At 65.7% G+C, this 14,007-nt stretch carries 12 protein-coding genes; 5 read left to right on the forward strand and 7 right to left on the reverse strand.

Features of this window, described 5'->3' with window-relative positions; all coding sequences use genetic code 11:
- Positions 1-185 precede the first annotated feature (185 nt).
- From MFF62_RS29855 to pabB, 4 genes are all read left to right on the forward strand, one after another.
- Positions 186-740 (forward strand): cob(I)yrinic acid a,c-diamide adenosyltransferase, encoded by a 555-nt coding sequence (locus tag MFF62_RS29855; protein WP_238267571.1) that lies wholly within the window; start codon positions 186-188, stop codon positions 738-740.
- Positions 741-908: 168 nt separating this feature from the next.
- Positions 909-2,858 (forward strand): molecular chaperone DnaK, encoded by a 1,950-nt coding sequence (gene dnaK, locus MFF62_RS29860; protein ID WP_238267580.1) that lies wholly within the window; start codon positions 909-911, stop codon positions 2,856-2,858.
- Positions 2,859-3,031: 173 nt separating this feature from the next.
- A complete protein-coding gene (gene dnaJ / locus MFF62_RS29865) occupies positions 3,032-4,171 on the forward strand; it encodes a molecular chaperone DnaJ (RefSeq protein ID WP_238267582.1) in 1,140 nt (379 codons plus the stop codon).
- A gap of 76 nt (positions 4,172-4,247) precedes the next feature.
- Entirely contained in the window at positions 4,248-6,200 is a 1,953-nt protein-coding gene (pabB, locus tag MFF62_RS29870) for an aminodeoxychorismate synthase component I (RefSeq protein WP_404990858.1), read from the forward strand.
- 75 nt (positions 6,201-6,275) lie between these two features.
- On the opposite strand, the gene panB is transcribed toward pabB, so the two are convergent.
- The 7 genes from panB to MFF62_RS29905 form a co-directional block, all read right to left on the reverse strand.
- A complete protein-coding gene (gene panB, locus MFF62_RS29875) occupies positions 6,276-7,097 on the reverse strand; it encodes a 3-methyl-2-oxobutanoate hydroxymethyltransferase (protein WP_238267584.1) in 822 nt (273 codons plus the stop codon).
- A gap of 118 nt (positions 7,098-7,215) precedes the next feature.
- Positions 7,216-7,857: a deoxynucleoside kinase gene (locus MFF62_RS29880; RefSeq protein ID WP_238267585.1), complete on the reverse strand. Its 642-nt coding sequence runs from the start codon at positions 7,855-7,857 to the stop codon at positions 7,216-7,218.
- A gap of 20 nt (positions 7,858-7,877) precedes the next feature.
- Entirely contained in the window at positions 7,878-8,396 is a 519-nt protein-coding gene (gene folK, locus MFF62_RS29885) for a 2-amino-4-hydroxy-6-hydroxymethyldihydropteridine diphosphokinase (protein ID WP_238267586.1), read from the reverse strand.
- Between the two features lies 1 nt (position 8,397).
- Positions 8,398-9,999, reverse strand: a complete 1,602-nt coding sequence (gene pcnB / locus MFF62_RS29890; RefSeq protein WP_238267590.1) for a polynucleotide adenylyltransferase PcnB — start codon at positions 9,997-9,999, stop codon at positions 8,398-8,400.
- Between the two features lies 1 nt (position 10,000).
- Positions 10,001-10,675 (reverse strand): histidinol-phosphatase, encoded by a 675-nt coding sequence (locus MFF62_RS29895; RefSeq protein WP_238267591.1) that lies wholly within the window; start codon positions 10,673-10,675, stop codon positions 10,001-10,003.
- 105 nt (positions 10,676-10,780) lie between these two features.
- Positions 10,781-11,494, reverse strand: a complete 714-nt coding sequence (gene hda / locus MFF62_RS29900) for a DnaA regulatory inactivator Hda (protein WP_238267592.1) — start codon at positions 11,492-11,494, stop codon at positions 10,781-10,783.
- Between the two features lie 57 nt (positions 11,495-11,551).
- On the reverse strand, positions 11,552-12,622 hold the full coding sequence (locus tag MFF62_RS29905) for an AI-2E family transporter (RefSeq protein ID WP_238267593.1): 1,071 nt from the start codon (positions 12,620-12,622) through the stop codon (positions 11,552-11,554).
- A gap of 209 nt (positions 12,623-12,831) precedes the next feature.
- On the opposite strand from MFF62_RS29905, the gene purM reads away from it, so the two are divergent.
- A complete protein-coding gene (purM, locus tag MFF62_RS29910) occupies positions 12,832-13,884 on the forward strand; it encodes a phosphoribosylformylglycinamidine cyclo-ligase (RefSeq protein ID WP_238267594.1) in 1,053 nt (350 codons plus the stop codon).
- Positions 13,885-14,007: the final 123 nt, after the last annotated feature.

The raw sequence follows: 14,007 nt of genomic DNA on the forward strand, positions 1-14,007 counted from the left end.
GGTCTCCGGGCGGGCCGTTGGGCTCTGTATGCAGTGGGATGCCGCTATTCTACGACTCGCCTACGCAGTGCGCGTCACCTGAAGGACGGGCATTTGTCCCGCGAACGCCGATAAGCGGCCGTGGCGGGCCGAAGCGCGCCATAATTGCGCCACTTCGAAGACCTGACCATAAAGAGGAGACCGGCATGGGCAACCGCCTGTCCAAGATCGCCACGCGCACCGGAGACGCCGGCACCACCGGCCTGGGCGACGGCAGCCGCGTGGGCAAGAACAGCCTGCGCATTGCGGCGATCGGCGACGTCGATGAACTGAATTCCAACATCGGCGTGCTGCTGACCGAGCCCGGCCTGCCTGGCGACGTGCGCGATGCCCTGTTGCATATCCAGCACGACCTGTTCGACCTGGGCGGCGAACTGTCGATTCCCGGGTACACGCTGCTCAAGGAGCCCCAGGTGGCGCAACTCGACACCTGGCTGGAGCATTACAACGCCAGCCTGCCCCGGCTGGCCGAGTTCATCCTGCCGGGCGGCAGCCGTGCCGCCGCCGTTGCCCATGTGTGCCGCACGGTGTGCCGGCGCGCCGAGCGCGCGCTGGTGGAACTGGGCGCCGCCGAGGCGCTGAACGAGGCGCCGCGCCAGTACCTGAACCGGCTCTCCGACCTGCTGTTCGTGCTGGCCCGCGTGCTGAACCGGGCGGCTGGCGGCACCGACGTGCAGTGGCAGCGCGCCCGTCCGACCTGAATGTGATTCAAAAGTAACGTAGCGGGTGAAGGCAGTCCCGGGCGAAAAACCGAGAAATTTAGTCGGTATTGCATATTTCGCCCTTGAAATGGCCCGGGACGGCCACATTTCGCCCTCAGTCAAGTCTGCAAGCCCCTGGTGAGAGACAGGGCAATAGGAGAGAACATTATGGGTAAGATCATCGGTATCGACCTGGGTACCACCAATAGCTGCGTGTCGGTCCTGGAAGGCAACACGCCGAAAGTCATCGAAAACTCGGAAGGCACGCGCACCACGCCGTCGATCATCGCCTACATGGAAGACGGCGAGATCCTGGTTGGCGCACCCGCCAAGCGTCAGGCCGTGACGAACCCGCGTAACACGCTGTACGCGGTGAAGCGCCTGATCGGCCGCAAGTTCGAAGAGAAGGAAGTCCAGAAGGACATCGGCCTGATGCCGTACGCGATCGTCAAGGCCGACAACGGCGACGCCTGGGTTGGCGTGCGCGACCAGAAGCTGGCCCCGCCGCAGGTGTCGGCCGAAGTGCTGCGCAAGATGAAGAAGACCGCCGAGGACTACCTGGGCGAGCCCGTGACCGAAGCCGTGATCACGGTGCCGGCATACTTCAACGACTCGCAGCGCCAGGCCACCAAGGACGCCGGCCGCATCGCGGGCCTGGAAGTCAAGCGCATCATCAACGAACCCACCGCCGCGGCGCTGGCGTTCGGCATGGACAAGAACGAGAAGGGCGACCGCAAGATTGCCGTGTATGACCTGGGTGGCGGCACGTTCGACATCTCGATCATCGAAATCGCCGACGTGGATGGCGAGAAGCAGTTCGAAGTGCTGTCGACCAACGGCGACACGTTCCTGGGCGGTGAAGACTTCGACCAGCGCATCATCGACTACATCATCGGTGAGTTCAAGAAGGAACAGGGCGTCGACCTGTCGAAGGACGTGCTGGCCCTGCAGCGCCTGAAGGAAGCCGCCGAAAAGGCCAAGATCGAACTGTCGAGCTCGCAGCAGACCGAAATCAACCTGCCGTACATCACTGCGGATGCCTCGGGTCCGAAGCACTTGAACCTGAAGATCACGCGCGCCAAGCTCGAAGCGCTGGTGGAAGACCTGATCGCCCGCACGATCGAACCGTGCCGCACCGCGATCAAGGACGCCGGCGTCAAGGTCAGCGACATCGACGACGTGATCCTGGTGGGCGGCATGACCCGCATGCCCAAGGTGCAGGAGCAGGTGCGCGAGTTCTTCGGCAAGGAAGCCCGCAAGGACGTGAACCCGGACGAAGCCGTGGCCGTGGGTGCTGCCATCCAGGGTTCGGTGCTGTCGGGTGACCGTACCGACGTGCTGCTGCTGGACGTGACGCCGCTGTCGCTGGGCATCGAGACGCTGGGTGGCGTGATGACCAAGATGATCAACAAGAACACGACCATCCCGACCAAGCACGCCCAGGTGTTCTCGACCGCCGACGACAACCAGCCGGCCGTGACGATCAAGGTGTTCCAGGGCGAGCGCGAGATGGCCAGCGGCAACAAGCTGCTGGGCGAGTTCAACCTGGAAGGCATTCCGCCGTCGCCGCGCGGCACGCCGCAGATCGAGGTTGCGTTCGACATCGACGCCAACGGCATTCTGCACGTGGGCGCCAAGGACAAGGCCACCGGCAAGGAAAACCGCATCACGATCAAGGCGAACTCGGGTCTGTCGGAAGACGAGATCCAGCGCATGGTCAAGGACGCCGAGGCCAACGCCGAGGAAGACAAGAAGGCCCGTGAGCTGGCTGATGCCCGCAACCAGGCCGACGCGCTGATCCACTCGACGCGCAAGGCACTGACCGAGCATGGCGACAAGCTCGAGGCCGGCGAGAAGGAAAAGATCGAAGCCGCGATCAAGGACCTGGAAGACGCCGCACGCGGCGGCGACAAGGCCGACATCGATGCCAAGGTCAACGCGCTGTCCGAAGTCAGCCAGAAGCTGGGCGAGAAGGTGTACGCCGACATGCAGGCCAAGGCAGGCGAAGCCGGTGCCGCGGGTGCGGCCGGCGGTGCCGCCGGCGGCCATCAGCAGGCCCAGCCGCAGGACGACAATGTCGTGGATGCCGAGTTCAAGGAAGTGAACGACAAGAAGTAAGCGGGAAGTGGGCGGCGCGCGCGGGATTTGCCGGCGCCGCCGCCCGTTCCCCACGCCGGGCGACGGTGGTCTGACTCGAGGTGCAAACCGCTGTCGGACACCGCGCTCGGCTTTTTTGCTTATCGCACGGCGGGAGTTTTGTGACTCGCCGGGCCAATCAGGTATGAGCCACCATGGCAAAACGTGACTACTACGAAGTGCTCGGGGTAGGCAAGGACGCGAGCGACGACGAGTTCAAGAAGGCCTATCGCAAGCTCGCGATGAAGTACCACCCGGACCGCAATCCGGACAACAAGGAAGCCGAGGAGAAATTCAAGGAGGTCAAGGAGGCCTACGAGATGCTCTCCGACCCCGAGAAGAAGGCTGCCTACGACCAGTACGGCCATGCGGGCGTTGACCCGAACATGGCGGGCGGGTTTGGCGCCGGCGGTTTCGGCGGCGGTGGATTTGCCGAGGCGTTCGGCGACATCTTTGGCGACATCTTCGGCCAGCAAGCGGCCGGCGGACGGCGCGGCAATGGCCCGCAAGCCTACCGTGGCGCCGACCTGCGCTACAGCATGGAAATCTCGCTGGAGCAGGCCGCGCACGGCCACGAGGCGCAGATCCGCGTGCCGCACTGGGACGATTGCGACCACTGCCACGGCAAGGGCGCCGAGCCCGGATCGTCAGTGGAAACCTGCCCGACCTGTAACGGCATCGGCCAGGTGCGCGTGTCGCAGGGCTTCTTCACGATGCAGCAGACCTGCCCGAAGTGCCACGGCAGCGGCAAGTTCATTCCCAAGCCCTGCACGAAGTGCCACGGCCAGGGCAAGCTGAAGTCGCAGAAGACGCTCGAGGTGAAGATTCCGGCCGGTATCGACGAAGGCATGCGCATTCGTTCGTCGGGCAACGGCGAGCCGGGCATCAACGGCGGCCCGCCGGGCGATCTGTATGTGGAAGTGCACATCAAGGCGCACGAAGTATTCGAGCGCGACGGCGACGACCTGCATTGCCAGATGCCGATCTCGTTCGCCACGGCGGCGCTGGGCGGCGAGCTGGAAGTGCCGACGCTGGGCGGCAAGGCCAGTTTCCCGGTGCCCGAAGGCACGCAGGCCGGCAAGACGTTCCGGCTGCGCGGCAAGGGCATCAAGGGCGTGCGCTCGGGCTACCCCGGCGACCTCTACGTGCATGTGAACGTGGAAACGCCGGTCAAGCTGACCGACGCGCAGAAGGAACTGCTGCGCCAGTTCGATCGCTCGGTGCACGAGGGCGGTTCGCGCCACAGTCCGCAGGAGCAGTCCTGGCTGGACAAGGTCAAGAGCTTCTTCAGCTGACGCCTGCGCGCGGCTGGAAACAGAAACCGGCTACGTGAGCAACGTGGCCGGTTTTTTTATGTATTGTTGGTGCTGAATGCGCCGGCTCCCGCCCCCTTGTTTTCCCCCCTCTCCCGCCACGCGGGAGAGGGGCCGGGGGAGAGGGCCAGCCTCACAAAAGCCGACCACACCTGTATCGTCCTTGACCGCTTCCCAAGACTCCTTCGTCCTGCTCGACGACGCCCACGCGCCCGGCGTTGCCGCATCGCGGCTCTACACCGGCTTCGTGCGCGAAGACAACGTACCGGCCGGCACCGATTGCGCAAGCATCGACGCGCTGTTGCAGCAGGGCTGGCAGGCCGGATTGCATCTGGCTCTGTTCGCACCCTATGAATTCGGCGGCCACGTGGTCGGCGCACCGGTTCACGTCGATGCGGACCTGCCGTTCCATGACGGCGCACTGCGGCTGATGTGGTTCCGCTCGCTGGCGATGCTCGACGCGGACGAGGTCAGGCAGTGGCTTGCCGCGCAAAGCCCGCCCGGCCCGGCCGGGGTCATCGACGTCACCGCCAACCTTTCGCATCGGCAATACGCCGAGGCCATCGCCCGCATCCACGCGTACATCGAAGCGGGCGACACCTACCAGGTCAACTTCACGCAACGGCTTCGCTTTGGCGCATTCGGCGACCCTGTGGCGTTCTACGCGGCATTGCGCGACGCGCAGCCGGTGCCGTTCGGCGTGCTGGCCTGCCTGCCCGACGATGGCTGGGTGCTGTCGCTATCGCCGGAGCTCTTCGTGGCGCACGATGGCGCCGGCCATCTCGTCGCGCGGCCCATGAAAGGGACGGCGCCGCGCACCGGCGACCCGGAACAGGACAACCGCGCCGCCAAGGTACTGGCCGCCGATGCCAAGAACCGCGCGGAAAACGTGATGATCGTCGACCTGCTGCGCAACGACCTGGGACGCGTTGCCGTGCCCGGCAGCGTGGCGGTGCCGGAGCGCTTCGTGGTCGAACCGTTCGGACGCGTGCTGCAGATGACGTCGACGGTAACAGCCACGACGCGGCCGCAAACGTCGTTCGGCGCGCTGATGCAGGCGTTGTTCCCGTGTGGGTCGATCACAGGTGCCCCCAAGCGCCGCACCATGCAGATCATCGCCGAGCTGGAGTCGTCGCCACGGGGCCTCTACACAGGCTCGATCGGATGGCTCGACGCGCCGCAGGACGGCGGCACGCTGGGCCCGTTTGGCATGTCGGTCGCCATCCGGACGCTGGTGCTCGATGCCGTGGGCGATGACGGCTTGCGGCGCGGCGAGATGGGCGTGGGCGGCGGCATCGTCCATGACAGCGTGGCCGACGACGAGTTTGCCGAGTGCGGCTGGAAAGCGCGTTTCCTGACCGCGCACGATCCAGGCTTCTCGCTGTTCGAGACCATGCATGCGCGCGATGGCGTGGTGTTGCGTCGCGAGCGGCATCTGGCGCGCATCGCGCACTCGTCGAGGGCCTTCGGCTTTGCCATCGATCTGCCGGCCGTGCGCGCAGCACTTCAAGCGGAGGCGGCGCGCATTGGCGACGGCGACCGGCGCCTGCGGATGAGCATCGACAAGCGCGGCACGCTGACCTTTGCCAGCGGCGCGCTCGTGCCGCTGCCCGCCGATGGCGTGACGATCGAACTGGCGGAAGAACGACTGGCGGTGGCGGATCCGCTGCGTCGCCACAAGATCAGCGCGCGTGCGGTCTTTGACGCCGGATGGCAGGCGGCCGAGCGTCGCGGCGCATTCGATGCGCTGTTCTTCAACACACGTGATGAATTGCTTGAGGGCGGCCGGACGTCGGTGTTCGTCAAGGTTGACGGGCAGTGGATGACGCCGCCGCTGTCGGCGGACATCTTGCCGGGCGTGATGCGTGCGGTGGTGCTGGAGGAGGGCGATGCGCTGGTCGACGGTCCGGTGATGGAGGCCGTGGTCACGCGCGAGATGGTGTTGCGGGCGGAGGCGGTGGTGGTGGTGAATGCGCTGCGCGGGGTGATGCGGGCTGAGCTAGTGTGTTAGCTATCCCACTGGGTTTTCTCCCCTCTCCCGCTTCGCGGGAGAGGGGAGCTTACTTCCAGCGTGGATTGACCGGCCTCAAGCCGAAAACGTATGTTCCACCGCCGGGAAGCTGCTGTCCTTCACTGCGGCCACATACGCCCGCACGGCCGCTTCGATCGAAGTCTGGCCTTCCATGAAGTTGCGCACGAACTTGGCCTTGCGGCCCGGGTAGATGTGCAGCATGTCCTGCAGCACCAGCACCTGGCCAGAGCAATCCACGCCCGCGCCGATGCCGATAGTCGGCACCTTCAGCAGCGCGGTCACTTCGCCGGCCAACGTGGCGGGCACCGCTTCCATCAGAATCACCTGGGCGCCAGCGGCCTCCAGCGCCTGCGCGTCGCGCTTGAGTTGTGCAGCGCCGGCTTCGGTCTTGCCTTGCACCTTGAAACCGCCGAACGCGTGAACCGATTGCGGGGTCAGGCCGATATGCGCGCAGACCGGAATGCTGCGCTCGATCAGGAACTTCACGATCGGCGCCAGCCATTCGCCGCCTTCGAGCTTGACCATCTGCGCACCGGCGCGCATCAGCGTGGCCGCGCTCTCGAATGCTTTCTCAGGCGTGGGATACGTGCCGAACGGCAGGTCCGCGACCAGCAGGGCGGTCTGGTTGCCGCGCGCCACGCATTCGGTGTGGTAGGCCATGTGTTCCAGCGTGACGGGCAGCGTGGTCTGCTGGCCCTGCATCACGTTGCCGAGCGAATCGCCAACCAGGATCATTTCCACGCCGCAGTAGTCCAGCAGCGACGCGAAGCTGGAGTCGTAGGCGGTCAGCATGACGATCTTGTCGCCGGCATCGTGCATGGCCTGCAGTTTGGTGATGGTGACGGTCTTGCGGGAGGGGTCGAGGAGGTAACTCATGGCAGTGCCCGTAGGAGTGGCGGCCGTGGATCGCACGAAGTACTTCGGCGGTGGCCTGTCGTTATCGTGTTGTGCTGCCGGGGGCCTTAGGCGCGTCTTTGCAGCGGCTATGGAGCAGTCAGGACGCCGCGAGATTCAGAAAGGCCTTGCGGCCCCGCATGTTCTCGATGCGCGACAGTAGTGTACGGAAATCGACGTCGTTGTCCACCGGATTGAAGTGGGCGGTATCGACGATCAGCACGGGCGCGTCGTCATAGCGGTGGAACAGCTCGCCGTAGGCATCGTGCAGGCGCTGCAGGTACGACTCGTCGATGCCGGTTTCGCCAGGCAGCGCGCGCCGCAGGATGCGTTCGCGCAGCAGCGATGGCGTGGCCTGGAGCATGATGACCAGGTCCACCCGCTGGGGCGGCACCTGCAGCCGAGCGGCCAGCGCGTCGTAGAGCGCGAGCTCGTCGGCCTCCAGCGTCAGCGCGGCGTAGAGACGGTCACGCGCATGGAGAAAATTCGAGATCATGCGATGGCCCGCGAGCATCGCCGCGTGCCACTGCTGCAATTGCGTGGCGCGCTGGTTCAGGCAGGCGAGTTGCATCGGCAGCGCGTAGCGCTGCGGTTCGCGATAGAAGCGTTCCAGGAATGGATTGTGGCGCGCGCCATCGGGCAGTTCGCCAGCCCGCAGGTGTTGCGCCAGGCGCTGCGCCAACGAGGCCTTGCCCGATCCCATCGGGCCTTCCACGACGATGCGGCGCAGATGATCGAGCATGGGTCAGACGCCCTGCGCGCTCACGCGTTGGATTTGCCTTCCTGCAAGCGGGTGCACTTGCATGAGGAAAGCTTCTCGATGCGCTGGCCTTGCACGCCAGGCAGGTGGTCGGCGGCGCGGCCGCGTCCCGGAATTTCCAGGGCGGCGTCCAGCTCGACCAGGGGTACCAGCACGAACGCGCGTTCGGTGATGCGCGGGTGCGGCACGGTCAGCGTTTCGGTATTGATCGATTCGGCGCCGAACAGCAGCAGGTCCAGGTCCAGCGTGCGCGGCGCGTTGTGGAACGGCCGCTCGCGGCCGAACTGGTCTTCGATGTGGTGGCAGATGCGCAGCAGTTGCGGCGCCGTGAACGGCGTCTCGATCTTGACCACGGCATTGAAGTAGTCGTCGCCCGTGGCGTCGACCGGTGCCGTGCGATAGAACGACGACCGGGCGACGATCGAGATGCCGACCTGCTGGGCCAGGCACACGATGGCGTCCTTCAGTGCCTGGCGCGCATCGCCAAGATTGGCGCCGATGCCGATGAAGGCAAGCGTCATGTTATTCCTCCGGCTGGGCGCGGCGGGATCCCGGTTCGGACTGACCTCCATCGGCCCCACCGTTCGTTTCCGCCTCGCTGCGGGAAGACACTTTATCTGATTTCCGCGGACTGCGTCGGCGGCGCCGTTTGCGTGCCGGCGCCTCGCCATCGGTGCCGTCCGGGCCGTCGCCAGCCTCGCCGGCATCGGATCCCTCGCCACCTTCCCGGCTGCCGCCACCACCACCCCGGCCCGACTTGCCGCGCGCGGGCCGTGCGGCCTCGAGCAGCGCCTCGCGCTCGTCGGGATGTGCGTTCTGGAAGTCGGTCCACCACTGGCCCACCTCGGCCGGCTGCTCGCCTGCCTCGCAGCGCAGTTGCAGGAAGTCGTAGCCCGCACGGAAACGCGGCGATTCCAGCAGGCGGTACGGCATGCGGCCCACGCGCTTCTCAAAGCGCGGCTGCATGCCCCAGATATCGCGCATGTCGGTGACAAAGCGGCGCTGGATTGCCAACTGGCCGGTCTGCTTTTCCAGCACCATGTCCATGGCCGTGTTGAGCGCGGCAATCGGGTGCTCGCCTTCCTCACGCAGCTTGGTCCAGCGCTGCAGCACGTGGTGCCACAGCAGCGACGCGAACAGGAACCCGGGCGATACCGGCTTGCCCGCCTGCACGCGCCGGTCGGTGTTGTCGAGCGCCAGTTGCACGAAGCGCTGGCCCATGGGCTGCTCGATCGCCACGTCCAGCAGCGGCAGCAGGCCCTTGTGCAGGCCGGCCTTGCGCAGTTCCTGCAGCGATGCCCAGGCATGGCCCGACATCAGCAGCTTGAGCATTTCGTCGAACAGACGCGCGCTGGGCACGTTGTGGATCAGCGGCGCCAGTTCGGCGATGGGCGCGCGCGTTTCCTCGTCGATGCCGAAACCGGTCTTGGCGGCAAAGCGCACCACGCGCAGCATGCGCACGGGGTCTTCGCGGTAGCGCGTGACCGGGTCGCCGATCATGCGCAGCGTGCGCGCGCGGATGTCTTCCATGCCGTGATGGTAGTCATGCACGGTCTGCGCGGCCGGGTCGTAGTACATCGCGTTGATCGTGAAGTCGCGGCGCTCGGCGTCCTCGGCTTGCGATCCCCACACGTTGTCGCGCAGCACGCGGCCGCTGGCATCAATCGCGTGCGTCTTGCTGTCGAGTTCGGCCCGCTTCAGGCGGCGGCCTTCGGGCAGCGTTTCGCTGGCCACGGCGTCCACCAGTGCGCGGAACGTCGACACTTCGATGATTTCCTGCTCGCGCCCGCCGTAGAACGTCACGTGCACGATCTGGAAACGGCGGCCGATGATGCGCGAGCGGCGGAACAGCGCCTGCACCTGTTCCGGCGTGGCGTTGGTGGCCACGTCGAAGTCCTTGGGCTTGATGCCCAGCAGCAGGTCGCGTACCGCGCCACCGACGATGAACGCCTGGTAGCCGGCCTGCTGGAGCGTCGAGGTGACCTTGACCGCGTTGCGGGAGATCAGCGAGGGATCGATCCGGTGCTCGTCCACGCCAACCACGCGTGGGGTGTGGGCGCGGCCCGTGCGGCGCTGTTTGGGTCCCGGTTTGCCAAGCAGCCGGGTGATGAGCTTCTTGATCACGTCAGAACAGGTCCATGATGCGCCAGCCAGCCGCTGCCGCGTGGTTGCGCAGCCGGTCGTCCGGGTTGGCGGCGATGGGCTCGCTGACCTTTTCGAGCAGCGGCAGGTCGTTGGCCGAATCGCTATAGAACGTGGTGGTGCCGAAGTCGTCCCACTTGGCGCCCAGGCTCTTGAGCCAGCTTTCCACCCGCGTGATCTTGCCTTCGCGGAAGCTGGGTACGCCGGCTACTTCGCCGGTGAACGCGCTCTCGGCCTTGCCGTCGATCGTTTCGGGGTCGGTGGCAATCAGATGCTTGATACCGAACGCCTGGGCGATGGGCGCGGTGACGAAACTGTTGGTGGCGGTGACCACGGCGCACAGGTCGCCGGCTTCCAGGTGCTTGTACACCAGTGCCTTGGCCTGCGGCGTGATGACCGGCTCGATGACTTCGTGCATGAAGCGCACGCGCCATTGGTCCAGGCGGTCACGCGGGTTGGCCGCCAGCGGCGCCAGCGCAAAGCGCAGGAATTCCTGGATATTGAGCGTCCCAGCCTTGTATTGGCTGTAGAACTCGTCGTTCTTGCGACGATACGATTCCTCGTCGACGACGCCCATGCGGACCAGGAAGCGGCCCCATTCGTGGTCGCTATCGGTCGGGATCAGGGTGTGGTCGAGGTCAAACAGTGCCAGATTCATGGGGCGCGATTTTACATTAAGGTGCAACGGGCGGTCGGTGCGGCCCGGGCGGAAGCGGAGCGGCATCATGGCCGGCCCCGCGCTGGGAGCGGATCGTTAAGGCCGTTACTCCCGGAATTCGGCGAACATTTCGCGCAGTAGCGGCAGCGTCACCGCGCGTTTGCGCTCCAGTGCGTACATGTCCAGCGCGTCCAGCAGCGCCATCAGGCTGGGCATGTCGCGGTAGTGCCGCGTCACCAGCCAGTGCGGAATCTCGGGCGACAACTGCAGCCCGCGTTCCTTGGCCGCCTGTACCAGCGCGGTCATCTTGTCCTCGTCGGATAGCGGCTGGAGCTGGTAGACCAGCCCCCAGCCGAGTCGTGTGCGCAAATCTTCACGTACGGGCATGGCAAGCGGCGCAAGGCCACCCGCCACGATGAGGGCGCAACGAACGTGAGCGCGCACTTCGTTGTAAAGCGAGAACACGGCGATCTGGCGCGCTTCGTCCAGACCTTCGACATTGTCGACGGTATAGATCTGGCAGGCCGGGTCGAAGATGAAGTCGGCCAGCGCGTGGTGCGGGCTCAGGTAGCGGCAGTTCAGGCCGATGTGGATGGCCGTGTCGCATACGGCATGCAGCAGGTGCGTGCGGCCAGACCCCATGTCGCCCCACAGGTAGAACAGGCGGTCATTGGCCTGCTCGCGCGCCACCAGGCCGGGCAGGTCGCGCAGGCGCTGCACCGGCTCGCGGTTGGCGGCCACGAAGAAATTGTCGAACGTGGACGGGGGCGGGCTGCCCAGTTCCAGCGACAGCTGCTTATGACTTTGACGCGGTGACATGACGAATCCGTTGCTTGCGCGATACGTGCCGGGGCCTGGGGCCGAGTTGATGTCGAATTAGTGCCGATACAGGTCGCTGGCCAGGTAAACACGCCGCAACTGACGCGCGCCGACCAGCAGCACGGCACACGTCGGCAATGCCAGCAGCACACCGAAGAAGCCGAACAACTGCCCGAACGCCAGCAGCGCGAAGATCACGACCAGCGGGTGCAGGCCAATGCGCTCGCCCACCAGGCGCGGGGTCAGGTAGAAGCTTTCCACGAACTGCCCGATTCCGTATACCACGGCCACGGCGCCCAGTCCGTACCAACTGCCAAACTGCAGCAGCGCGGCCACCAGGGCCAGCGTCAGCCCGATGCCAAAGCCAATGTACGGGATGAACACCGCCAGCCCCGTGAAAATACCTACCGGCACGCCCACGTCGAAGCCGGCCACGGTAAGTCCAATCGAGTAAATCGCCGCCAGGATCAGCATGACCAGGATCTGGCCGCGCAGGTATTGCGACAGCAGCGCGTCGGTCTCGGCGGACAGCTCGTGCACCTTTGGCACCCAGCGGCGCGGCACCAGGCGCTCGATACGCCGCATGACCATATGCCAGTCCATCAGCAGGTAGAACATCAGGATCGGCACGATGAACAGCAGCCCAGCGATCTCCAGCAGTGCCGAACCCGACACCCGCACGTAGTCCAGCAGCACCTGCAGCAGGTCTTCGGGGCTGGCCGCGAAGCGGTTCTGCAGCATGCTGCGCAGGCCGGGGAAGTCGAACCGCACCCGCACGCCCAGGTCGGCCAGCTTCGGCGCCAGCACGCTGTTGAGCTTTTGCAGCAGGATGGGCACCTGTTCGCGCAATTGCGGGATTTCGCGCTGGAGCACGGCAATCAGAAGTAGCACCAGCAGCACCAGGGCCACGCCCAGCAGCCCGATCATCAGCGCCACGCCGATGAAGCGCGGCACGCGGCGGCGTTGCAGCCAGTCCACGCCCGGATTGAGGATGTACGCGAAGATGAATGCCACCAGGAATGGCGTCAGAACGGGCGCCAGGGCCAGGATCACGGCAAAAAGGGCCACGGCCACGACGATCCACAACAGGATGCGCTTGGTGTCTTGGGAAAGCAGGGGGGCGGTCATCGGAGGGGCCGGCGGGTCATGGGTTTGCAGTGCGGCAGGTGGATTCGTCCGCGATCACTGGTCGCCGGGAGCCTGTATCCGTTAAAATCGCGATTTTACTGGAGTCGCGCCCGTGCTCCGCGCCCGATTGGCCCAGACGGCCCGGGAAGCGCCGGCAACAAGCGCCGCATTCCACACTTCACCCTCCTCAAAGACAAGCAGGTTCTCTCATGAGCGCATCCCCGACCGCCGGCCAGGCAGGCCTTTCCTACCGCGATGCCGGTGTTGACATCGAAGCCGGCGACGCCCTGGTCGACCGCATCAAGCCGTTTGCCAAGCGCACCATGCGCGAGGGCGTGATGGCCGGTATCGGCGGGTTCGGCGCCCTGTTCGAACTGTCGAAGAAGTTCCAGGAGCCGGTGCTGGTGTCCGGCACCGACGGCGTGGGCACCAAGCTCAAGCTGGCGTTCCAGCTGAACCGCCACGACACCGTGGGCCAGGACCTGGTGGCCATGAGCGTGAACGACATCCTGGTGCAGGGTGCCGAGCCGCTGTTCTTCCTCGACTACTTTGCCTGCGGCAAGCTGGACGTGGACACCGCCGCCACCGTGATCCAGGGCATCGCCCAAGGTTGCGAACTGGCCGGCTGCGCGCTGATCGGCGGCGAAACCGCTGAAATGCCGAGCATGTACCCGGACGGCGAGTACGATCTGGCCGGCTTTGCAGTGGGCGCGGTGGAAAAGAAGAAGATCATCGACGGCACCACGATCCGCCCGGGCGACGCGGTGCTGGGCCTGGCTTCGTCGGGCGCGCATTCGAACGGCTATTCGCTGGTGCGCAAGATCATCGAAGTGGCCAAGCCGGACCTGAACGCCGACTTCCACGGCCAGCGCCTGCAGGACGCCATCATGGCGCCGACGCGCATCTACGTGAAGCCGCTGCTGTCGCTGATCGAAACGCTGCCGGTCAAGGGCATGGCCCACATCACCGGCGGTGGCCTGACCGAGAACGTGCCGCGCGTACTGGCCGACAACCTGACCGCCGTGATCCAGAGCAGCGCCTGGACGCTGCCGCCGCTGTTCCAGTGGCTGCAGGCCCAAGGCAACGTGGCCGACGCCGAAATGCACCGCGTGTTCAACTGCGGCATCGGCATGGTCGTGATCGTGGCCAAGGAAGACGCCGAACGCGCGATCCGTCATCTGCAGGCAGCCGGCGAAGCCGTGTGGCAGATCGGCGAGATCCAGGAACGTGCTGAAGGTCAGGCACAGACCGTGGTGGTCTGATCGTTTCCTGATCTTGTCTTTCTCCCCTCTCCCGCTCGCGGGAGAGGGGCGGGGGAGAGGGCAACGAGGTTCTGCTTGCCGATTGCGGCAATTTGAACCGCCGGGGGGGGGCCCCCCCCCCAC

Source organism: Cupriavidus pauculus (assembly GCF_022179805.1).
GTDB classification, from domain to species: domain Bacteria; phylum Pseudomonadota; class Gammaproteobacteria; order Burkholderiales; family Burkholderiaceae; genus Cupriavidus; species Cupriavidus pauculus_E.